The following is a 23,767-nucleotide window of genomic DNA, read 5'->3' on the forward strand; positions in this document are numbered from 1 at the left end:
TTTTGAAAACTGAGCGTAAGGCAACCTATAATTAAAATATAATTAAGTAAATGTTTTTTCAAAGTTTAGGTTTTAATTAATCAACACTTGCGCATTGCAAAAACAATGCAAGACCAATAAAATCAGCCTATTATTGCTATAAAATTCGACATGACATTAGGTGCGTGATATTTAGCCCCACGGATTTTGAATTAAAAAATATGTTTTAATTCAATTAACTCAAATAGTGCGCAATAAAATTCCCAAAACGGGTAAAAAAATACACCTTTAGAATGTCGTAAATGGATGATAAACTTCTATTTACGCGCAAATAGAGGTTTAACAGCTGCAAATTGTCGTCTTATAATTGCATTAATAAATTAATGCAATTATCAATCCCCAATATTTTTTAATACGGCGCTAAATGCGGAAACTTGTAAATACTACGGCTTTGAACTTTATGGGAAAATTTTACGCGGCACTGTTATTTAACATCCTTTTATTTAGCTGTTTGGCCCCGGCTGTTGCACAGCGGCAAATACCTGTAGATGCCGACAAAAAACAGCGGCTGGATGCCCTGTCTGTCCGCTCGCGAGAAAGCTTCACAACCGGGTATCAAAAGGCACTTTCATTAGCCCCCGCAAATGGATGGACTATCCGCCGTACTACCAAAGCGGGCAACCTGGTTGCGTTGGAGGGTATCAACAGCCACGGCTTCCCCGTATATTTGATAACACATAATAATACAATCGCGGCAGCAACAACGGGTACAAATACCGTGCAGCCGGGTGGCGCTTTAGGTTTAGATTTAAGTGGCAGCAGCGCATTTTTAAATAACAAACTGGGTATTTGGGATGGGGGGCAAGTTTACCAGGCCCATCGCGAGTTTGAAGGTAAAACCATTACGGCCAAAGATAATACCGCCATCCTTGATCACTCTACCCACGTGGCCGGTACCATGATAGCAAAGGGTGTGTACGCCCCTGCAAAGGGAATGAGCTTTGGCGCAGCCACGCTGTCTGCCTGGGATTTTGATAACGATGTTTCTGAAATGAGCGCGGCGGCAACAGGTTTGCTACTTTCTAACCATTCTTACGGTGACGTAGGCGGCTGGGATTATAACAGTAGTGATGCACGCTGGGAATGGTACGGCCTGCCCGGCGATAACGAAGATTACAACTTTGGGTTCTATGACTCGCGCGTGCAATCGTTCGATCAGGTAGCCTACAACGCGCCGTACTATTTAATTGTAGAATCGGCAGGTAACAGCAGGTCCAGCAATGGGCCTGCTGTGGGCTCAACATATTACGGGTTCAGTAGCCGCACTAACCCAACTTTTGTAAATAAAGGGCCAAGGCCGGCAACTATCAGCAGTAATAATGGCTACGATATTATCACTACAACAGGTAACGCTAAAAATATATTAACGGTAGGTTCGGTTGGACCGCTGCCAAACGGGCCGGTAAACCGTACCGACGTTGCCGTATCGTTCTTTAGCAGTTGGGGGCCAACAGATGATGGCCGTATTAAACCGGATCTTGTTGGCGATGGCGAACAGGTATTATCTACAGGTGTGCAGGGCACAAGTTCTTACTTAACCTTGTCGGGTACTTCAATGGCGGCGCCAAATGTTACAGGCTCGTTATACCTGTTGCAGGAGTACTACGCGCAAAAAAATAGGGGTAATTTTATGCGCGCCGCTACCTTAAAAGGTTTGGCTTGCCACACCGCGTTTGACGCCGGCAACGTTGGCCCCGATTATATTTACGGCTGGGGTTTGCTGGATATGACCAAAGCCGCGCAAGCCATTACCGATAACGGCACCAAAAGCATCCTGAACGAAGCGACGTTAACGCAGGGACAAACCCGCACCTTTAAAGTGACAGCTTCAGGCGTAGGGCCGTTGGCGGTTAGCATCTCATGGACCGACCCCGAAGGTACCCCTACAGCAGGAACAACAATAAACGACCGCACCCCAAAACTGGTAAACGACCTTGACCTGCGCATAGCCGACGAAGCTACCACATACACACCATGGGTATTAACGCCCGATAACCCATCGGCACCAGCCACAAAGGGTGATAACATTAGGGATAACCTGGAGCAGGTTTATATTGCCAACGCCGTACCCGGGAAAGAATACACCATCACCATTTCGCACAAGGGCACGCTTAGGTCCGGCAGCCAGGCGTACTCTGTTATCGTAACCGGTGCAGGTGGTAACCCGTATTGCGCGTCGGCCCCAACATCAACTGCCGATGCTAAGGTTAACAGTTTCTCTCTATCTAACATTAATTATACCGCGCCGGCGGGATGCATTTCCTTTACCGATAATACTGCGCTTTCCATCCAGTTAGAAGCCGGAAAAACTTATCCGTTTAGCATCTCATTGGGCACCTGCGGGGCTAACTTTAACAAAGCCGCCAAAATATTTATAGACTGGAATGGTAACGGGGTTTTTGATGCTGATGAACTGGCGGCCACAACAACTATTGTAAATGCTACAGGCACTATTAGTGGCAATATCGCGGTTCCTGCCACGGTGTCGCCTGGCAATATAAGCCTGTTGCGCATTGTATTGAACGAAACCAACGCGGCGTCAACCATTACTGCATGCGGCACGTATGCTAAAGGCGAGACCCAGGATTACCGCGTGCAATTTTTAAAACCTGCTATTGACGCGGGTGCCATCGCGATAGTAAATTCTGATGCCGGGGTTACCTGTGCGCAGGCCTTAGCCGTTACGGTAAGGCTTAAAAACTATGGCAGCGCGGGCATCAGCAATATCCCGGTTACGGTAGTGGTTTCGGTTAATAGCAATACGGTTAATACTTTTACTGAAACATTCACCGGCACGCTAAACCCCGAAGAGGAAACGGATTTTACCCTGAGCGGTAAATTTAACACTACGCCGGGTGCCACTTACACGGTAACTGCCGAAACTAAACTAACCGGCGACGCGCTTGTGTCTAACAATAAAACTACAGGAAACATTAGCATCGGCTTCTCGCCCGGGGTTAGCAATTTATTGGCCTATTTCTGTACTAATACCAAATCGTATTTATTATCGGGCAATGGCGATGGCGAACTGTTCTGGTATAAGTCACTTACTGATGCCATCCCGGTAGGGTACGGTTCGCCGGCAAGTGTTACGGCAGCGCCTGTTAACAATACTTTTTACGCCGGGCTTAATGATTTTAGCGGTAAGGTTGGCCCTGCCAACAAAAATGTATTTGGCGCGGGCGGCTACAACCAGTTTACGCCCGGCATCAAAATAAACACGAAAGTACCTGTTGTTATAGAGAGCGCCCGCTTGTTTGTTGGCAACCCTGGCCGGGTAATATTTACGGCTACCAATGTTAATGGCGAGGTGGTATCAACCGTTACACTAAATGTTACGGCAACACGCACCACCGCCGCGGCAGGTGTGCAGCCGGATGATCCTGCCGACCAGGGAAAGGTGTATAACCTTAACCTAACACTGCCGGAAGCCGGTGCCTACACCATAACGCCATCTTACGAAAACAACGCGACTATTTATCGTAACAACGGCGGGGTAACGGGTTATCCATTCACTATTGGTAATATATTTAGTATTACCGGTAACGAGGCAGTATCCGGCACCAGCGAAATAGACACAACATACTATAAAAGCTTTTACTATTACCTGTATGATATGCAGGTGCGCAGCCCCGGCTGTGCCTCGGTAATACGTGTGCCTGTAACTATTACAAAACCGACGATCACCCAAACCGGGGATGTGTTAGCATCTAACATAACTACAGGCAACCAATGGCTGTTGAACGATGAACTGATAGCAGGCGCTACCGGCGCCACCTACACGCCGTTGGTAAGTGGTAATTACCAGGTACAAGTTACGCTCGATAATGGTTGCGTGGCAATGTCTGATAAATTCACCTATGCCATTGTAGCCAAAAACCCGGATAGGGGTACAGATATTGGCTTAAGTGTGTTCCCGGTGCCGGCAACAACTTATTTTAATGTGGTGTTTGAGGCCAGGGCTGCAGGTAATCTCAGCATTTCATTGCTGAACACTGCAGGGCAAATAGTTTACCAAGCCACGCAAAAAGTAGGTGCAGCAGGTAATTACAGTACGGTAGTAAACACTACCGACAGGCTACCGGGTACTTATCTGCTCAAGCTAAACCTAAGCGATAAAGTGTATTCGAAAAAGATAATTATTGTGAAGTAAACAACAAAGCCTATGCAATCTGCACAGGCTTTGTTGTTATAATGGTAAGGGATGCTTAAAACGTGTACTTTAGTCCCAGGCCCGGCGCAAGGTCAAAGAAAGGGCCGGTAGCTATCTCAAGGCGTGGGTTAAGGTCAAGGCTGAAGGCTATTGGCGACTCCTTCAATTTGTATTCTAAACCCAACACACCATCGGCACCAAGTAAAATATGGCTGTCGTTGTAAATGTTATCGTCACTGCCAAAGCGTTTGTAAACACCTTTACCTACCGAGCCAACGTGCGCGCCAAAACCATAATAAAATTTTAGTAGCGGCGTGTTAAATGCAGGTTGATGTAATTCATATAACCCTGTTAACACCGCACCATGGTTGCGGAGGCCAAGCACGCCTTCAATTGCGGCGGTGCTGTTCATGAAATATTTAACTGAAATGCCGTTTTCGTAACCGCCAAATTTTAAACCAACGGCAGTGTTATAATCTTGCGCTTGCGAAGTTTTGCTGAACAATAAAAACGAAGTAAACAATACTGCGATGAGAGTAAATTTTTTCATAAAAGGTAGTTATTTAGGTGGGTGTTTTGCCTGAAATTTAAAGCTTTGCCACCTGATGTAAATTTTTGCTTTTGCGTAATAAACGGCGAAAATGGCTTTTTGTGTTCTTTTTAAGAAATTTAAAAAGGCTTTATTGATTATGCTGTTGATTTACAAATTGATAATATTGAACCTGCAAGCGTTGCAAATGTGGGTTTAAATGGGTTAAATTGCCAAATATTTACATCTGCATATATGAGCTTCCGGTCGCAGTCATCTTTTAAATTAATCGTAATTATTATATTATTTGGTCAAGTCGCTTATGCGCAGGACCAGCCGCCTATTAACCCCAAATACAAAAATGGGATGGTTGTTTGCGCCTATCCCGATGCAGCTAAAGCCGGGCTTGATGTATTAAAAAAAGGTGGAAACGCGATTGATGCGGCTATAGCAGTGCAGTTTGCGCTGGCGGTTACCCACCCACAGGCCGGCAACATTGGCGGCGGCGGATTTATGGTGTATCGCCCGGCAAAAGGTGCCTCAAAAACACTCGACTTCAGGGAGATGGCACCCGCAAAGGCAAACGCAGACATGTACCTTGATGCAGCCGGAAACGTGATACCCGATATGAGTTTATACACTCACGAGGCATCGGGTGTACCAGGCGCGGTAGATGGCATGGTGCAGGCACATAAAAAATATGGCAGGTTAAAATGGACAACCTTAGTGCAGCCGGCTATAAATTTGGCTTTCAAAGGGTTTAAAATGACTAAGCGCCTGGCATCAGATATTACCCGTACCGAGACTGAGTTCAGGAAACTAAATCCCGGTAAAAATTACCTCATTAAAGAAGGTGGTTATAAAGAAGGGGACATACTGATACAGGAAGATCTTGGCAAAACACTGGCCGCCATACGCGATAAAGGCCGCGCCGGTTTTTACGAAGGGCCGGTAGCCGATCTGATTGTTGCCGAAATGAAGGCCGGCAAAGGCCTATTCACCAAAGCTGACCTAAAGAATTATCATTCGGTATGGCGCAAACCGGTTACGGGGAAATATAAAGGTTACAAGATCATTACTATGCCGCCGCCATCAAGCGGTGGGGTAGCACTGTTACAATTGCTGCGGTCGGTAGAGAAATATCCATTACACCGTTACGGTTTCAACAGCGATAGCACGGTACAATTAATTACTGAGGCAGAGCGCCGCGTATATGCCGACCGCTCTAAATACCTTGGCGACCCTGATTTTTTTAAGGTACCTGTAGATAGCCTGCTTGCGCCGAAATATATTGCCGGCCGAATGCAAAACTTTAACTGGGATGCCGCTACACCCAGCACCAGTATACAACCCGGTACCTTTATAGGCTACGAAAGCGACCAAACCACCCATTATTCAATCGTAGACAAGGATGGCAACGCTGTTTCTATTACCACCACTTTGAACGATACATTCGGCTCCAAAATATTTGTGGCAGGCGCGGGCTTTTTGCTAAACAATGAGATGGATGATTTTAGTTCGAAACCGGGCGTGCCAAATATGTACGGTTTAATTGGGGGCAAGGCCAATAGCATCCAACCGGGTAAACGTATGTTATCCAGCATGACGCCTACAATCGTTGAAAAAAATGGAAAATTGTGTATGGTGGTTGGCACGCCGGGCGGCTCGACCATTATTACGTCGGTTTTCCAAACGGTATTAAATGTGATAGAATTTGATATGGATATGCAACAAGCGGTGGCTGCAAAGCGTTTTCATCACCAGTGGCTGCCGGATGAGATCGAAAGCGAGGCCGGTGCCTTAAGTGATACTGTAAAGACCAAACTCCAAAGAAAAGGGTATAAGCTAACCAACCAGGGTGCAATTGGCCGTGTGGATGCCATTTTGAAAACCAAAACCGGCTATCACGGCGGTGCCGACCCAAGAGGGGATGATACAGCGTTGGGGTATTAATTTGATTGATAGTTGATGGTTTATAGATCATAGCAAAACAGTAATTACGGTTAATAATTTATAAACGGTGTGTAATTGTTGCCACCATGAACTATCATCTAAGAACCATGAACTATTCATTCCCCGCTTACCAATCAACTAAAAATCTTATGTTTGTCCAGTTATGAGAAGCAGTGTAAAACACCAGGAAACAATTGATTACTTTTTAAAGATCGTTTGGCAAACCGTTGCTAACCGGTACAACCAGTTAGTTACCGAATTTGGTATTACACAATCTATAGGTTACCTGCTTATAAATATTGAAGAAGAAGGTACAACGGTATCGCAGGCGGCGGCGCTGCTGGGGCTAAAGTCTACCAGTTTATCGCGGATGCTAAACCAACTGGAGCAAACGGGCCTTATCTACCGCGAATCAAATAAAGGCGACAAGCGATCTGTAAAAATATATTTAACCGACCTGGGCAAAGAGAAACGCCAGCTTGCCAAAAACGTTGTAAAACAGTTTAATAACTACCTAAACGCCCATATAAGCGATGCAGATAAGCAGTATTTAACAGATATGCTTAAAAAAATCAACCAGCTTACACTTAATTACAAACCCTGAACGTTAGCATTTAGCAACCGCTAAGTGTTAAAAAGTGTTAAGCTGCTGTAATTGCCATATAAAACAATAAATTTGCGTTTTGAAAATGAACAGGGTACTGCTGATATTATTTTTGAGTGTAGTTTGTTTCTCATCCTGCAAAAAGGGTTACGACTCTTTAGAGGAGGAGCGGACACAAGCGGCAAAAGATGATCAAATAATACAGGATTATATAGCCGCTACGCCCGGTTTAAGCGCTAAAATACAGCAGGTAGATAGCGCCGGGATTAAAACCGGTGTTTATTATGTTGAAGAAAAAGCCGGAACAGGTAATGATGTGTTTACAAACTCTACACGGATAACTATTGATTATACCAGCAAAATACTTACCACGGGATTTGTATTTGGCCAAAGCAATAATTTTCATCCATCGTTTAGTTTGGGTGAAGTGTTAAGGGCCTGGCAACTGGGCATCCCTAATATAAAAAAGGGCGGTAAGATCCGTATTATAGCAGCATCGCGCTATGCGTACGGCCCTTATGACCAGCCCGAAATTAAATTACCCGCCAATAGTGTGGTTGATTTTGAGATTGAACTTTTAGATGTAACGAACTAATTTTAGATGAAACAAAAGATTTTTACTTTTTTATTAATAGCTGCCGCAGGCCTTACAGCTTGTAAAAAACTTGATAACCAACCGGACATCAGGGAGTATGATAAACAGCAGATTGAACAATACATAAGTGGCAACGGTTTAAACGATTTTATTCAGGACCCAACACCTGATGGTACCGGCACAACCGGCATGTACTACAAGATTTTAACACCGGGCAGCGGCGATTCAATAAAATATGCCGATAAAATATCTATTGTTTATACTTTAAAATCTTTTGATGGCAAGTACACCTCGTCTGACACCATAAGTAACCATATCGAAGAATATTTGGGCCATTTAACTGCCGATAACCTGCCAAAAGGTTTGCAGCTGGCTATACATAACCTGTTGCAATACAGGGGAGGCAGTATGCGTGTACTGATACCATCGCGCCTGGCTTATGGCGTTAACGGTTTTGGATCTGGTAGTATTACCAATGTTAACACGCGTATTGCAGGTAACCAATGCCTTGATTACTATGTACACGTAATTGGCGACCAGCCGGCTTACGATGATAAAGTAATAAATAACTATATGGCTGCAAATAGCTTAAAAGGTTATACCAAAGATGCGCTTGGCTATTACTATAAAATTATAACCCCGGGCACAGGTGCTGCCGGCGAGATAGGCGAATTTTCTACCGTTACAACTACCTATACAGGTGCATTGCTAAATGGTATTGCGTTTGATGAATCCAGCAAAACAACGGCTACTACCTTAACCCCCTATAACCTTATAGATGGTTTTAAGGATGCCCTTAGAAAACATGCTGTTACCGGTAGTTCAATTTCAATACTTATACCATCGGCTTTGGGTTACGGTACCGCGGCACAAAACAGCATCCCTTCAAATTCGGCACTAAGGTTCGAGTTCCAGGTAACTAAGGTTGAGTAACGGGCTGCTATTTATTTAGCGCTTCTTTAAAAACTTGTAAACATCTGTCACGCGCAAAGGCATGGTCAATAATGGGTTTTGGATACTTGCTGAAGTCGGCATATTCCGGGACCCATTTTTTTACGTATTCCAATTTAGGGTCAAACTTCTTAAGCTGGCTATCCGGGTTAAATATCCTGAAATAGGGCGCGGCATCAGTACCGCTACCTGCAGCCCATTGCCAGCCGCCAACGTTGCTTGCCATTTCATAATCTAATAGCTTGCGAGCAAAATAGCCTTCACCCCAGCGCCAGTCTATCAGCAGGTCCTTACTTAAAAAACTGGCTACAACCATCCGCACGCGGTTATGCATATAGCCTGTAGTATTTAACTCGCGCATGCCTGCATCTACCAACGGGAAACCTGTTTCGCCTTTACACCAGGCCTCAAACTGGGCTTCATCATTTATCCATTTAATGCGATCATACTCCGGGCGGAAGGCATGGTCCATAGTTTGCGGAAAATGGTGGAGGATCATCATATAAAACTCACGCCATATCAATTCGTTCAGCCATGTTTTTTCATGCGCATTGTGTGCATCGCGTGCGCATCGCCTTATGCTAACTGTACCAAAACGCAAATGCACCCCAACATGCGAGGTGCCCGTGATAGCGGGGAAGTCGCGGTTTTTGGCGTAATCTTCAATTACCTTATCGTATTCTTTTTCGGGGTAGTCTATTTCACTTTTAACAAAACCCATATCCTTTAAAGTGGGCAGAGCGGGGGCCTTAAATTTGTACAGGTTTTTCAAATATTTTTCAGACGGATAAGCCTTCAGGTAAAACGGTTTCAGCTTTTGGTACCACTTGTTTTTGTAAGGGGTGTAAACCGTGTAGGGTTTGCCGTCGTCTTTAGTTACTTCGTCTTTCTCAAAAATTACCTGGTCCTTATAGGTTTTAAATTCGATGCCGTGTTTTGCGAGCAACTCTTTTATATCGCTATCGCGGTCTTTAGCGTAAGCCGGTTCATAATCATGATTGGTGTAAACAACTGTTATGTTATATTCTTTGATAAGTTTTTCCCAGGCATTTTGGGGGCTGTCATAAACTACTAATAGACTGCTGTTGTGCTCGTGGCATTCTTTATTAACCTCCTCAATAGCTTTGTAAATAAAACTTACGCGGGCATCGTCCTTATCGTCCAGTTTGTCCAGGATCTCTTTATCAAAAATAAAAATAGGCAGCACAGGGTTGCCGCTTTTAAGGGCATAGTACAGGCTGGCATTATCTGCTACCCGTAAGTCGCGGCGAAACCAAAAAATGCTTACAGGGGTATCCTTATCCATAAATTTCTTTTAATGCCGACGCTACATCAGGGTATTTAAATTTAAAACCGGCGTCCTCAATTTTTTGTGCCGATGCTTTTGTGCTGCCTAATACCAGGCTTGCCATTTGCCCAAAAAGTATTTTTATTAACAACGCAGGTACGTTGGGTGCCCATAACGGGCGGTGTAGTTGTTTTGCAACGGCCACGGTCATCTCTTTGTTGGTAACAGGTAGCGGCGCCACCATATTATAAACGCCGGTAAGTTGTTCATCATCCAAACCATACAAATACATATCAATAGCATCGCGGTGGTGGATCCACGGCACCCACTGCCCGCCCGCGCCCAAGGGCGAACCCACCGCCAGTTTTACAGGCATTGCCAGTTGGGGCAGCGCGCCACCTTCTGTAGTAAGCACCACACCGGTACGGTATTTCACGATTCGCAAATCGAACGCTTTGCCTGCATCAACCGCTTTTTCCCATGCTACGCAGCAGTCGCCAATAAAGTCTTTTGCAGGGGCGCTATCCTCGGTAAGCAAGTTCTCGCCACGGTTGCCATAATAGTTAATGCCCGATGCCGATATAACCGTGTTTACCTTGTGTGCTTTATCTTTCATTAACCCGTAAATAAGGCCTATAGATTTGGTGCGGCTCTCCACTATCTCGCGCTTACGTTCATCTGTCCAGCGTTTATCGGCAATGCCCGCGCCCGCCAGGTGTATAATCGTATCAACGCCATCTATGCAATGCGGGTCTATCTGCCCTTTGGCAACATCCCACAAAAAGGTTTTTACGTGTAGGTCTTTACCCGGGCTTCGGCTTAAATGGTTTACGGTATGGCCAAGCGCTAACAGTGCTTTAGTTAGTTCCCTGCCTAATAAACCCGAGCCGCCGGTAATGAGGATGTTTTTAGTTAGTTTATGGTTCATAGATCGTAGTTCATGATAGTAAATTATAGTTTATAGTTCATGGTAGGAGTTTGCAGAAGATTAGTTCATTGATGAAGTTTTAAAGTCAACTATGAAGCATGGTCTATGAACCCTCCTCAAAATCTGTTATCCGTTTAGCCATCCCTTTAAATATAAAAAGGTGAAATGGCCACATGATGTACCAGTATAGCCTGCCCCAAAGGCCTCTCGGCCTAAAAGTAGCAATTTGGCTCAGGAAGGTTTGGTTGTGGCGCTCAATAATTTTAAACTCCAGCCAGGCCTCGCCGGGCAGCTTCATTTCGGCATAAAGTAAAAGGCGGTTATTTATTTTATCAGCAAGTAACACCCGCCAAAAATCTACCACGTCGCCGGCAGATATGCTTACATTACTGGTGCGCCCGCGCCTGCTGCCCACACCACCAAACAGCTTGTCTAAAAAGCCGCGGATGCTCCAGATCCAATCCCAATAATACCATCCGCGGTTGCCGCCAATAGCCATAATGTTTTTAAGTACCTCGGCGCTGTCGCGATTGAAAGGCTGTTTTACTTTATACTCCAACGTGCCATTTTGGGGTACCTTTATTTGGTCCATAAATCCCGAGGTCAGATACCCGTTGTTCAGCGCGTCTTTCCAGCTGCTTACTATGGAGTTTTGTTCTATTTTTTCAAACGCCAGTTTAAGTGCATCCTCGTAAGTTAAGCATTGGCGTTTTACCACATTGTCAATATCATGGTTTTTCATGATGGTTTCGTTCTTCATGCTATCTACCAGGCTTTGGGCAAGCGAATAGCTGGTAGATGTTACAAAGTACAGCCAGTATGACGAGATCTTGGGTGAAAGGAAAGGTATAGTAACGATGTAACGCTTTAGCTTACGTACTTTGGCATAAGTAAGCATCATTTGTTTAAAGGTGAGCACATCCGGCCCGCCTATGTCATATGTTTTTTGGAACGTTGCCTCGTTCAAAAGCACGCCTTCCAGGTAACCTAATACATCCCGGATAGCAATTGGCTGGCATTTGGTATTTACCCAGCGCGGCACAGTCATAATGGGGAGTTTCTCCGTCAGGTCACGAATTATCTCGAACGATGAACTACCTGAGCCGATGATTATGGCGGCACGTAATACTGTTAAGGCTACCGTACTTTCTCTTAATACATCTTCTACATGCCTTCGCGATAGCAAATGATCAGATAAGTTGGCAGCATTGGTGATTCCGCTTAGGTAAACAAGTTGCTTACAGGTTGTTTTATTGAGCGCTTTTACAAAATTATGTGCCGATAGCGCTTCCAACTTGGAAAAATCATCAGCCTGCGCCATGGAGTGTACCAGGTAATAAGCTGCATCAATATCTTCGGGAATGGCTTCAATGCTTTCTTCCTTAAGGAGATCGCCGGTTAGCAGGGTTACCCTGTCGCTGTAATCGTTCTGTTCATGAAAGCGGCGTTTATCACGTACAAGGCATACAACGGTATGTCCCTTCTCCAATAAAACGGGGATAAGCCTTGTGCCAATGTATCCGTTAGCTCCTGCAAGTAGCACTTTCATGTAGGTGCAACAACGTTTTTGGCGGGGTGTTTTAAATTGCTGTTTATAGGCGCGAATGCCAGGAAGCTACAGGAACTTCCCCTTAATAGGTTTGTAACAAGTTTGTTAGCTATTAAAAAAATATCAAGCCACGTAAACTTTTTATGGCATACCAATGTTAAGTATATATTAAGATAAAGTATATAGAGAGATGTTTACGCACAGTTTTAAATTGATTTTGATTTTTAGTACAGTTACTATTATTGTTTTATTGGCAGCTTATGCTGTTTATTGCCAAAGCAAGGCACGTTCGTTTGCAAATACGGGCAGGTTGACAGATGTTCAGGATTGGTCGATGAGGGCTACCCTAAGCTGGATAGCGACCTTTGTTATTTCGTTTGCTGCGGTAACACCGTTCCTTCTTGATTAGACCAATTATTTACCCGGCAATATATGCCGGCGATATATTATAGCTTATTGGAGTTTGATTTTATAAAGGTAACGGTTGCACGCAAATCTAAGTGCAGCCGGTTGACGTTTATGTAGTTAGCGTATAGTTATAAACCAGATGTTAAATCGTAATTTTCGGCTCATCGTAATTTGCTTGCTGGCAACATTAGTTGTTTGTGCTGCTGGTTATGGTATCTACAGCCGTAAAAAATACCAGTCTTATTTAGGTAGTGGCCGCGTAACCGATATACAGTCGTGGTCTGCAAAGGCGTCTATAAGTTGGGCAATAAGCATTATACTTTCTTTGATCATCGTAGCACAAATTATTATCGAAGAATAAAAAGTTGCTAAAATTCCCCCATTAGTTTAATATTTCCCGCCGCTATATATTATGATACGTAACCCTTGCCGTGTAATACCCGTATAGATACTGTAAGGGTTTGTTAAGTTGGTAATAGCTAACTATAAAGTTTTGCCTCTTTGTTATCATATTAGATGAACAAATAACCCTTGCTGAATTAAAACTATGTTAACACAAGATTTTCAACGATTAATTATTTGCTTTTTCTGTGTTGTTTTTGTTTTGCTGATCGCATTTGGCGTGTATTGCCGCCACCGCTCAAACTCATACATCGGCACTGGCCGAATTGCTGAAATTGAGACTTGGTACCTGCGTGCAAATGTTGCTTGGGTATCAACAGCCTGCCTTTCGCTTGGGGTAGTTATTACGTTTATTTAATTCCCTTTATAATTCTATTTAGCCGGCTAATTCCTCTATATGTGGTTTATATGTAGCTGTGTTTACGCGTGCTTGTAACTCGTGCAAAATATTGTACAAGCCAAAGTTGGTACGGTTTACATAGATGAAATGTTTAACACCACGTGCCTGTTTAAACTCGGGCATTTTAGCAACTTTTTCGCCGAAACCAAACAGATCGTCAAAAAACTCTTTCTTACCAAAATCAAACATGTTGGTGATGTATGGCTTGGCAAACAGGCTTATCATTTGTTTAAACATGCTGTGATAAAAGTCGATCTGCGCCGGCGTATCGTTAGGCAATATCATTTCCAGTTTCCGGAACGCTTTGATAGTTTCTTCCTTATTTTCGAATAGGTCTGTCGAGGTAAGCGCGAAGAACGGATAGTAAAAATCATCGGGCATTACTTTAATACAGCCAAAATCAATACAGCCCAGTTTACCCTCGGGGGTTATCAGGAAATTGCCTGGGTGGGGGTCGGCATGTACGGCGCGCAGTTCGTGCTGCTGGTAATTGTAAAAATCCCAAAGCGCCTGGCCTATTTGGTCGCGTAGTTCTTGGGAAGGATTGGTAGCTAAAAACTCTTTTAAATGCTGCCCTTCCAGCCAATCCATAGTGATGATGCGTTTGCTGGAGAGGTCGGGATAGTACCCCGGGAACACAACATTGTTAAGATTTTTGCAGGCTATAGAAAATTCGATAGAGCGGCGTACCTCCAGTTCGTAATCTGTTTCTTCTAACAGGCGTTCTTCCACCTCGCTCATATAAACGTTAAGTTCCTTCTCGCTCATGCCCAGCATCCGGAATGCAAATGGCTTTACCAGTTTCAGATCAGACGAGATAGAATCACCCACGCCCGGGTATTGAATTTTTACCGCTAATTTTTTGCCATTCAGTTCTGCCTGGTGCACCTGGCCTATAGATGCGGCGTTGGTAGATCGGATGTTGAATTTATCGTAGATCTGATCGGGGTTTTTCCCAAAATATTTCTTGAACGTTTGTACAATAAGGGGCCCCGATAAAGGTGGCGCGTTATACTGCGACTGCGTGAATTTATCCACGTATGCCTGCGGCAGTAGGTTTTTATCCATGCTTAGCATCTGCGCTACTTTAAGCGCGCTGCCTTTAAGTTCGCTAAGCGATTGGTAGATGTCTGTAGCATTATCCTCATTCAACTGCGATTTATCCAACTCGGGGTTGAAAAGTTTTTTAGAGTAATGCTTAATATAGTTACCACCAATTTTGAAGCCTGTTTTTACAAACTTGGCGCTGCGTTCAACCTTGCTGGTGGGGATGCTGTTTTGTTCGTTAGAGGTATTCTCGCTCATGTTAATCTTTCTCAAAATAGTGCGGCCATCTTATGCAGATCTATGTCGGCATAATCATTAATTACCAGTTCGGCCAATTTGGTAACGGTTTCTGGAGGATGCGCCGTGGTAATACCTACAACCTTCATACCCGCGTTGCGGCCAGCCTTTAGGCCCGAAATTGAATCTTCAAACACCGCGCATTTTTCGGGGCGGGTATTTAAGTGCTCGGCAGCCTTTAAAAAAATCAGTGGTGATGGTTTAGGCTCGCTTACCATACTGCCAATAATTATGGCATCAAAGTATTTGCGGATAGGTATCGTGCCGAATATAAATTCCACATCATCCATATTTGATGATGTAGCCAAAGCCATCTTAACACCAGCGTTTTTGAGGTCGGTTAAAAACGTTTCAAGGCCGTTTATTGGTCGTAAAAAAGGCTTAAAAGCTTGCTCATAAAAGTCCTTTTTTTCTTTAATGAGTTGCTGCATTTTCGCCTCATCCGTCTCCTCGCCAAAATACTTTTTCAAGGTATTTAAAATGGGGACACCACTAATGCTACTCAGGTAAGTTTCCCTGCTCAAATCGGGTATATCATACTTTTTAAAAAGCTGCTGCCAGGCTTGGTAGTGGTAGGGCGTATTGTCTATCAATGTGCCATCCATATCGAATATGGCGGCAATCCCCTCTAAATCTCCCCCAATAGGGGAGACTTTATTATTATTATTGTTCATTTGTATTTATAAGCCCTCCCTTTCGGGGAGGGTTTGGGTGGGCTTATTAAAACCCCATCTTCTCCTTTAACCCGCCATTCTTTGCCAAAAACTTACCGTACTCAAACAGGTTATCTATCGGCGAGCGTTGGAACAAGTCGAAAGTTACGTTAACACCTTTTTCGATAGCTTCATCCGTCCTTTCAAATCCGGTAGAATCATCTTTTACCCAGAAATTTAGCACGAAACCAAACTGTACCCAAAGGGCATCTTTATAGCGCTTGCTGAAAAATTTACGGTCGCTTAGTTCCTGGCTTTCTATGCCTTCATTCAAAATGGTTTCCGCAAAGTTTTCAAAAATCTCTTTGGTTGGCTCCAATACCTTTGGCGTACCTAAGCTGCGATGCTTTCTTATACTGTAAACGGCAAAGCTGCGATTGCTTTTCAACAGCTCGAAAAAGCTGTAGAAAAAAGATAGTGCTTTCTCTCGCGATGAATATTGCGCCCAAATTTCCTGCGCACGCACTTCACTTAAGGTTTTTAGGACAAGATCTGCCCATACGCTTTGTTCAACCGCGTCGAATGATCCAAAGAAACGGTAAAATTCTTCCTCGGCCATTTCATTCTTTTTAGCAAATACATAAACCGATTGTGGCTGTTGGCCTTCGGTCAATACATAATCTATATACGCTGTTTGGATGCTTTCTGTGGTTGCCATAATATTTGGTTTTTACATTATAAAATTAAGGATAATCTTAATTGCATTTGTCATTACTATCTATAATTAAACGCTTGGTTACAAGCTTATTTTATAATGGCCTTAAGTTACCAAGGCCACCATCTATACCGATGATCTGTCCGGTAAGCCAGCCGCTGTGGTCGCTCAATAAAAACTGGGTTGCAAGGGCAATATCATCCGGTGTGCCAATTTTACCAAGCGGGTGCATTTTGGCTGATGCCTCACGTTTTTCATCAGTGCTTAGCAGGTTTTTAGCGAGTGGCGTATCAGTTAATGACGGCGCAATGGCGTTAACCCGGATTTGGTTTGAAGAGAGCTCGGCCGCTAATGATAATGTCAACCCTTCTATCGCGCCTTTTGCCGCCGCGATACTTGCGTGGAACGGTAACCCCGCTTTTGCCGCTACGGAACTATAAAGCACGATACTTGCGCCACCGGCACCCTTCAAAGCCTTAAGGCTTAGCCTGATGATCTCGGCAGCACCCATTACATTCAGTTTATAATCGTTTAAAAAATCATCTTTTGTCAGGCGCTGAAATGGTTTTAGGTTGATGCTTCCTACCGAGTAAACTAACCCATGAATTATTTGCGGTAACCAGTTCTCAATACTACTCAAATCGCCCAAGACATCTGCCTGGATATGCGTTACACCCTCAGGCCAGTCAGTTGCGGGGTTACGCGATATGTTAAATATGTTCGCTCCCTGTATTGCCAAATGCTTTACCAATGCCAAGCCGATACCACTGCTGCCACCCACCACAACAACATTTTTATTTTTTAAACTCATATATAGTATAACAGTAATCGTTGCTATTTGTTATCCTGATAATATGGCCAGAACATTGAAAGAAAACCTCCCTGCAAAGCTTTGCCCGGTGTGTAAACGGCCGTTTACGTGGCGAAAAAAATGGGCAAAATGTTGGGATGATGTCAAATATTGCAGCGAACGGTGCAAGGGAAATAAATAATTACCATTTTTGTAATCAATCTAAATAAGTTTAGATTAGTTGTTCATATGAGTGATAAAGTTATACTGGTTTGGTTTAGGAATGATCTGCGCATACATGATAATGAAATATTATCCGAAGCCGTGCGCCGTGCCGACCGAGTATTGCCCGTATATATTTTTGATCCATTCTACTTTAAAACCAGTGCTTTAGGCGCGCAAAAAACGGGCAGTTTTCGTGCTCGTTTCCTGTTAGAAGCCGTTGCCGATCTTAAGAAAAACCTGCAAGCTTTTGGTGCCGATCTCATCATCCGCACCGGCGACCCTGCCGAGGTGCTTACCCAATTAGCCGAGGAATACCAGGTAAGCGAAGTGTACCATCACCGCGAAGTTGCACCCGATGAAACCGATGTATCTGAAAGGGTGGAGGCCGCCTTATGGAAAATGAAGCTCAACCTGAAGCATTTCATCGGGCATACCATGTACCATAAGGAAGACCTGCCATTCCCGATAAAAGATATCCCGGATAGTTTTGTAACCTTTAAAAAGAAGGTAGAACGTGATAGCACGGTAAGGCCGAGTGTGGTTAGTCCGGAGCAGATTCCTGTCCCCGAAATTACGGTTGCCGGGCAGTTGCCGACCCTTGCAGATCTGGGCATACCTGAGCCTATCGACGATGCCCGCGCTGCGGAGAAGTTTACCGGCGGCGAAACCTCGGCATTAAAACAACTCCACGCTTACCTGGAAAATTGCATCCAAAACCAGGGCAAGGCGGTGCGTACTGCCGACTGCAATTCATCGGGATTAGGCCCATGGTTAGCGGTTGGTTGTATCTCCCCAAGGCAGGTTTACTGGGAAGTAGTTAATTATCACCGCGACCGCCACCTCACCAATACCGACCCGATAATGCTGGAGCTTCTGTGGAGGGATTACTTTCGCTTTATGTTTAAAAAGCACGGGCAAAAATTTTTCAGGTCGGAGGGTTTTGGCGATGTTCCGGATACTGCCGATAACCAGGACGAGCTTTTTGAAAAATGGAAAAATGGCGAAACCGGGGTCCCATTTATCGACGCAGCCATGCATCAGCTGAATGCTACGGGTTATATTACCAATTACAGCAGGCAGGCTGTTGCAAACTATTTAACAAAAGAGTTACAGGTAGACTGGACAAAAGGTGCCCTGTATTTTGAAGAGAAACTGATAGACTATTCGCCGGCAAGTAACTGGGGTAATTGGGCCTTTGTTGCAGGAGTAGGCAACGATATTAAAGGCAACCGTTTTTTTAACGCCGCCAAATCAACAGACCAGCTGGATAGCAAAAGCGATTATATTGATACCTGGCTCCCTGCCACGGCATCCACCGTTAAAGCATAATATTACAGGCGTACTACGCAACAATCGGCATAATATATCGTATAAATATTATGAACCCTTTCGAACAATTCACCATAATTATAGGTCTGCTTGCTATATTGCTTGAAGGGGCGTCTTATCTGCGCTATTTTGCGCGTAAAATTGTCCGTACGGGTTCAAAACATACCGGTTAGTTTCTTTTGGAGATTTTATCTTAAACTAATTGCATATATTTTCAGCATTTGGATGTATTATGCTTAATTTTGCTACCGTTTCAAAACATTGGTTGCTCATGGATCGCCTAAATTATATAAATAGCGCTAACGCCGCTTACATTGATACCCTTTACGAAGCTTATAAACAAGACCCCGAGTCGATAGATTTTGGCTGGCAAAAGTTTTTTGAAGGCTTCGATTTTGGTAAGGATAACCAGGCAGCACCTGCAGCGTCAGTTGCCACGCCGGAAAATTTGCTAAAAGAGATCAATGTGATGAACATGATAAATGGATACCGTACACGTGGCCATTTATTTACTAAAACAAACCCCGTGCGCGAACGCCGCAAGTACTTTCCGGGTAAAGAATTAGAAACTTTTGGCTTAAGCGAAGCCGATATGGACACCGTATTTAATGCAGGTGTTGAAGTTGGCTTAGGCCCCGCCAAGCTGCGCGATATCCGCGGGTTATTAGAACAAACTTATTGCCAGGCCATTGGTGCCGAATATACCTACATCCGTAACCCTATTAAACTAAAGTGGTTTGAGGACAGGATGGAAACCAAACGTAACACGCCAAGCTTTAACGCCGACGAGAAAAAGCAAATGCTTGCCAAACTGAACGAAGCCGTAGTGTTTGAAAACTTTTTAGGTACGAAGTTCCTGGGACAAAAACGTTTTTCTTTAGAAGGTGCCGAGGCCTTGATCCCTGCGCTTGATTCGGTTATTACAAAAGGATCTGAATTGGGTTTAGAGGAATTCATCATCGGTATGGCCCACCGCGGTCGGTTGAACGTGCTGACCAATATAATGGAGAAAACCTACCAGGAAGTGTTCACCGAGTTTGAAGGAAAAAACTTCGATTCGGAATCACCTTTTGGCGGCGACGTTAAATACCACCTGGGTTATTCAACAGATATCGAGACCAAACAAGGTAAAAAAGTACACCTTAGCCTTTGCCCCAACCCATCGCACCTAGAGGCGGTTGACCCGGTTGTGGAAGGTATCACGCGTTCAAAAATTGATTTTAAATACAATGGCGATCATTCAAAGATAGCCCCTATATTAATACATGGTGACGCATCTGTAGCCGGGCAAGGAATTGTTTACGAGGTTTTACAGATGGAAAAACTGGACGGTTACCGCACTGGTGGTACCATTCACCTGGTGATCAACAATCAGATAGGTTTTACCACCAACTATAAAGATGCGCGTTCTAGTACTTATTGTACCGATGTTGCAAAAACAGTGCTTTCGCCTGTGTTCCACGTAAACGGTGACGATGTTGAAGCATTGGTTTACGTTGTAAACCTGGCAATGGAATACCGCCAGGTGTTTAACGAGGATGTGTTTATCGATATTCTTTGTTACCGCCGTTATGGCCACAATGAGGCGGATGAGCCTAAGTTCACCCAGCCGGTGTTGTACAAAGCCATTGAAGCGCACCCTAACCCGCTACAGATCTACAGCAAAAAACTCATAACGGAAGGCACTATAGACGACAAGTATGTAAAAACGCTGGAAAAAGATTTTCGTGGCGAATTACAGAAAATGCTTGACGATGCGAAAGCTTCTGATAGGTTTACCGATACCATCCCGATGTTTGAAGGCGCTTGGAGTGGCCTGCACTTAGCTAACCACAGCGAACTGATCAGCGCGATTGATACATCGGTAAGCAAAGAAACCATTATTGAAATTGGTAATAAACTGACGGTTTTGCCAATAGGTAAACAGTTCTTCAAGAAAATTGAGAAATTGTTCCAGGACCGTAACGCTATGGTTAACAAAACCGGCGTATTCGACTGGGCGATGGGCGAGCTTCTTGCTTATGGTACATTATTGAAAGATGGTTTCCCGGTAAGGTTGAGTGGTGAAGATGTTAAACGCGGTACGTTCTCGCATCGCCACGCGGTATTAACCCTGGCCGATTCTGAGGATGAATATACCCCGCTGGAAACTATTGACACCCAAGCAAAACTGAGCATATTTAACTCCTTGCTGTCTGAATACGGCGTATTAGGCTTCGAATATGGTTATGCCCTGGCTAACCCTAACGCTTTAACCATTTGGGAAGCGCAGTTTGGCGATTTCTTTAACGGTGCACAGATCATAGTTGACCAATACATTGCCAGCGCCGAAACAAAATGGCAACGTGGTAACGGTTTGGTGATGTTATTGCCGCACGGTTACGAAGGCCAGGGCCCCGAGCATTCATCGGCACGTGTGGAGCGTTTTTTAGAGCTTTGTGCCGACGATAACATCCAGGTGGCTAACTGTACCACGCCTGCAAATTTCTTCCATATATTACGGAGGCAGATGAAACGCAGTTTCCGTAAACCGCTGATCATTTTTACGCCAAAAAGTTTATTGCGCAGCCCCAACTGTGTATCGCCAATGGCCGATTTTACCGATGGTAAATTTTACGAGTTGATAGACGATAACTACGTTGATGCTAAAAAAGTTAAACGCGTATTGCTTTGTACCGGTAAGGTTTATTATGATCTGTTAGAGAAACAACAGACAGATAAACGTAAGGATGTTGCCATTGTACGCGTGGAGCAGTTATACCCAACCCCGATACAACAGATCCTGAAAATAAAAGCTAAATACGATAAGGCCACCGAGTTTATCTGGGTGCAGGAAGAGCCGGAAAACATGGGCGCGTGGCCATATATTTGCCGCAAGTTCCACAATGACAAATTGATGAACCTGAATGTGATCTCGCGTTTAGAGGGGAGCAGCACGGCCACCGGTTTTGCTAAACAGCATGCCGCGCAACAGCTGCACATAGTATCTAAAGCGTTTGAAGCACCTGCCGGCAAAGCGGTTAAAGAAACCATCAAAAAAACAACAGAGAAAATGGCTAACGCAGGGGCAGATTGATATTGTGTTGCCGGTGATGAGAGCGAAGAGCGTAATAGCTAATCAAAACCGCACCACGCACTCAAGTCCTCGTTCCAAAAAATAAAAACTACAACTACTTACCAATATGAGTTTAGAAATAAAAGTTCCGCCGGTAGGCGAATCCATTACCGAAGTAACCCTGTCAGCCTGGAAGAAAAAGGATGGCGACCAGGTAGAAATGGACGAAGTGATAGCCGAGTTGGAATCAGACAAGGCAACTTTTGAGCTTACTGCTGAAAAAGCCGGGACTTTAAAAATTGTTGCAGCCGAAGGCGATACATTAGCTATTGGCGCGGTTGTAGCCAGTATTGAAGATGGCCGCGCTGCTGCGCCTGCGGTAGCTGCTGATAAAGCACCTGCTGCCACACCTGTAACTGCTAAAACGGAAGAGCCAGGTACGGCGGTAAGTCCTGAAGTACCTGCTAACGGTTACGCACCGGCACCAGATCAAAGTGGTTCAACTCCGGCGCCTGTGCAAGGTGGTTCGTCATCATTAGAGATAAAAGTACCACCCGTTGGCGAATCTATCACCGAGGTAACATTATCGCGCTGGATGAAAAAAGACGGTGATGCCGTTGAAATGGACGAAGCCATTGCCGAACTGGAATCTGACAAAGCAACTTTTGAACTCACTGCCGAAAAAGCGGGTACGTTAAAAACCATAGCTAAAGAAGGCGATACCTTAGCCATTGGGGCGGTAGTTTGTACTATTGAAGGTGGCGGCGCTTCGGCACCTGCTGCTTCACCGGTAACCCCCGCCGTAGCCGATAAGGTGAACGAATCACCACAGGCTGCCCCATCAAAAGGAACAACTTACGCATCGGGCACACCATCGCCTGCTGCTGCCAAAATATTAGCCGAAAAAGGTGTCGATACCGCATCTGTAAACGGAACAGGCGTTGATGGCCGCATTACCAAAGGTGATGCCCTAAACGCGCAAAACCAACCTGCTGCTCCTGCTGCCAAACCAGCCGCAGCTGCACCTGCTGCCCCGGCCACGCCGCAGGGCCCAAGAAGCGACCGTAGGGAAAAGATGTCGTCGTTACGTAAAACAGTTGCCAAGCGTTTGGTGGCCGTTAAAAACGAAACTGCCATGCTTACCACTTTTAACGAAGTGGATATGCAGCCGATTATGGAACTGCGTGGCAAATACAAAGATAAATTTAAAGAGAAACATGGCGTTGGCTTAGGCTTTATGTCGTTCTTCACCAAAGCGGTTACCGAGGCCTTGAAAGAATGGCCTGCAGTTGGTGCCCGTATAGAAGGCGAAGAAGTGGTTTACAGCAACTTTGCTGATATTTCTATCGCGGTTTCTGCGCCAAAAGGTTTGGTAGTGCCGGTTATCCGCAACGCGGAGAGCATGAGCCTTGCCGAAATTGAAAAAGCGATTGTTGTTTTAGCAGGCAAAGCCCGCGAAAGCAAACTTACTTTAGAAGAAATGACCGGCGGTACCTTCACGATCACTAATGGTGGTGTGTTTGGTTCAATGATGTCTACACCTATCATCAACTCGCCGCAATCGGCTATTTTAGGTATGCACAACATTATAGAGCGCCCGGTTGCCGTAAACGGACAAGTGGTTATCCGCCCGATGATGTACCTGGCCCTTTCTTACGATCACCGCATTATTGACGGCCGCGAATCGGTAAGCTTCCTGGTACGTGTAAAACAACTGTTGGAAGATCCCGCAAGGTTACTGTTAGGCGTGTAACGATCGTTTTAAATGAGTAGTCCTGAAATAGGTTGACTGTTTTTGATTACACAAACATTGATAAAAAAGCTCAAACATTCACCAAAGATGTTTGAGCTTTTTTG

At 44.6% G+C, this 23,767-nt stretch carries 19 protein-coding genes; 11 read left to right on the top strand and 8 right to left on the bottom strand.

Translation table 11 applies throughout. From position 1 onward, the window contains the following. The first annotated feature begins 403 nt into the window (after positions 1-403). Positions 404-4,192, top strand: a complete 3,789-nt coding sequence (locus ACVW0P_RS21315) for a S8 family serine peptidase (RefSeq protein WP_457133852.1) — start codon at positions 404-406, stop codon at positions 4,190-4,192. 55 nt (positions 4,193-4,247) lie between these two features. Here the strand turns inward: ACVW0P_RS21315 and ACVW0P_RS21320 are convergent, their stop codons facing one another. After that, positions 4,248-4,742: a hypothetical protein gene (locus ACVW0P_RS21320; protein WP_457133853.1), complete on the bottom strand. Its 495-nt coding sequence runs from the start codon at positions 4,740-4,742 to the stop codon at positions 4,248-4,250. A gap of 234 nt (positions 4,743-4,976) precedes the next feature. On the opposite strand from ACVW0P_RS21320, the gene ggt reads away from it, so the two are divergent. The 4 genes from ggt to ACVW0P_RS21340 all read left to right on the top strand — a co-directional run bounded on the left by ggt (position 4,977) and on the right by ACVW0P_RS21340 (position 8,806). Beyond that, positions 4,977-6,674, top strand: a complete 1,698-nt coding sequence (gene ggt / locus ACVW0P_RS21325) for a gamma-glutamyltransferase (protein ID WP_457133854.1) — start codon at positions 4,977-4,979, stop codon at positions 6,672-6,674. 163 nt (positions 6,675-6,837) lie between these two features. Then, entirely contained in the window at positions 6,838-7,278 is a 441-nt protein-coding gene (locus tag ACVW0P_RS21330; RefSeq protein ID WP_354428521.1) for a MarR family winged helix-turn-helix transcriptional regulator, read from the top strand. Between the two features lie 85 nt (positions 7,279-7,363). Further along, the gene (locus ACVW0P_RS21335; protein ID WP_457133855.1) at positions 7,364-7,873 is read left to right on the top strand and encodes an FKBP-type peptidyl-prolyl cis-trans isomerase; all 510 of its coding nucleotides are present in this window, start codon (positions 7,364-7,366) and stop codon (positions 7,871-7,873) included. A gap of 6 nt (positions 7,874-7,879) precedes the next feature. Then, a complete protein-coding gene (locus tag ACVW0P_RS21340) occupies positions 7,880-8,806 on the top strand; it encodes an FKBP-type peptidyl-prolyl cis-trans isomerase (RefSeq protein WP_457133856.1) in 927 nt (308 codons plus the stop codon). A gap of 7 nt (positions 8,807-8,813) precedes the next feature. Here the strand turns inward: ACVW0P_RS21340 and ACVW0P_RS21345 are convergent, their stop codons facing one another. The 3 genes from ACVW0P_RS21345 to ACVW0P_RS21355 all read right to left on the bottom strand — a co-directional run bounded on the left by ACVW0P_RS21345 (position 8,814) and on the right by ACVW0P_RS21355 (position 12,589). After that, positions 8,814-10,130 carry a cryptochrome/photolyase family protein gene (locus tag ACVW0P_RS21345; protein ID WP_457133857.1) on the bottom strand — a complete coding sequence of 439 codons (1,317 nt, stop codon included), beginning with the start codon at positions 10,128-10,130 and terminating at the stop codon, positions 8,814-8,816. Then, entirely contained in the window at positions 10,123-11,040 is a 918-nt protein-coding gene (locus tag ACVW0P_RS21350) for a TIGR01777 family oxidoreductase (RefSeq protein WP_457133858.1), read from the bottom strand. Before ACVW0P_RS21350 ends, ACVW0P_RS21345 begins: the two co-directional genes overlap by 8 nt. Positions 11,041-11,143: 103 nt before the next feature. Beyond that, positions 11,144-12,589, bottom strand: a complete 1,446-nt coding sequence (locus ACVW0P_RS21355) for an SDR family oxidoreductase (RefSeq protein ID WP_457133859.1) — start codon at positions 12,587-12,589, stop codon at positions 11,144-11,146. 547 nt (positions 12,590-13,136) lie between these two features. On the opposite strand from ACVW0P_RS21355, the gene ACVW0P_RS21360 reads away from it, so the two are divergent. Both ACVW0P_RS21360 and ACVW0P_RS21365 read left to right on the top strand, forming a co-directional pair. Beyond that, positions 13,137-13,358: a hypothetical protein gene (locus ACVW0P_RS21360; protein ID WP_457133860.1), complete on the top strand. Its 222-nt coding sequence runs from the start codon at positions 13,137-13,139 to the stop codon at positions 13,356-13,358. 186 nt (positions 13,359-13,544) lie between these two features. Further along, positions 13,545-13,757: a hypothetical protein gene (locus tag ACVW0P_RS21365; RefSeq protein WP_354428533.1), complete on the top strand. Its 213-nt coding sequence runs from the start codon at positions 13,545-13,547 to the stop codon at positions 13,755-13,757. 18 nt (positions 13,758-13,775) lie between these two features. On the opposite strand, the gene ACVW0P_RS21370 is transcribed toward ACVW0P_RS21365, so the two are convergent. The 4 genes from ACVW0P_RS21370 to ACVW0P_RS21385 form a co-directional block, all read right to left on the bottom strand. Further along, a complete protein-coding gene (locus tag ACVW0P_RS21370) occupies positions 13,776-15,104 on the bottom strand; it encodes an ABC1 kinase family protein (RefSeq protein WP_457133861.1) in 1,329 nt (442 codons plus the stop codon). 11 nt (positions 15,105-15,115) lie between these two features. Then, positions 15,116-15,817 (bottom strand): HAD family hydrolase, encoded by a 702-nt coding sequence (locus tag ACVW0P_RS21375; RefSeq protein ID WP_457133862.1) that lies wholly within the window; start codon positions 15,815-15,817, stop codon positions 15,116-15,118. 46 nt (positions 15,818-15,863) lie between these two features. After that, on the bottom strand, positions 15,864-16,514 hold the full coding sequence (locus ACVW0P_RS21380; protein ID WP_457133863.1) for a TetR family transcriptional regulator C-terminal domain-containing protein: 651 nt from the start codon (positions 16,512-16,514) through the stop codon (positions 15,864-15,866). 91 nt (positions 16,515-16,605) lie between these two features. Then, the gene (locus ACVW0P_RS21385) at positions 16,606-17,322 is read right to left on the bottom strand and encodes an SDR family NAD(P)-dependent oxidoreductase (protein WP_457133864.1); all 717 of its coding nucleotides are present in this window, start codon (positions 17,320-17,322) and stop codon (positions 16,606-16,608) included. Between the two features lie 43 nt (positions 17,323-17,365). Here ACVW0P_RS21385 and ACVW0P_RS21390 point away from each other — a divergent pair, with 43 nt between their 5' ends. The 4 genes from ACVW0P_RS21390 (at position 17,366) to odhB (ending at position 23,663) form a co-directional block, all read left to right on the top strand. After that, a complete protein-coding gene (locus ACVW0P_RS21390) occupies positions 17,366-17,503 on the top strand; it encodes a DUF2256 domain-containing protein (protein WP_354428540.1) in 138 nt (45 codons plus the stop codon). Positions 17,504-17,550: 47 nt separating this feature from the next. Further along, positions 17,551-18,855 carry a DASH family cryptochrome gene (locus tag ACVW0P_RS21395; protein WP_457133865.1) on the top strand — a complete coding sequence of 435 codons (1,305 nt, stop codon included), beginning with the start codon at positions 17,551-17,553 and terminating at the stop codon, positions 18,853-18,855. A 271-nt stretch (positions 18,856-19,126) separates the two neighbouring features. Further along, positions 19,127-21,931, top strand: a complete 2,805-nt coding sequence (locus ACVW0P_RS21400) for a 2-oxoglutarate dehydrogenase E1 component (RefSeq protein WP_457133866.1) — start codon at positions 19,127-19,129, stop codon at positions 21,929-21,931. 106 nt (positions 21,932-22,037) lie between these two features. After that, entirely contained in the window at positions 22,038-23,663 is a 1,626-nt protein-coding gene (gene odhB / locus ACVW0P_RS21405; protein WP_457133867.1) for a 2-oxoglutarate dehydrogenase complex dihydrolipoyllysine-residue succinyltransferase, read from the top strand. Positions 23,664-23,767 lie beyond the last annotated feature (104 nt).

The organism is Mucilaginibacter sp. UYNi724, from assembly GCF_054057495.1.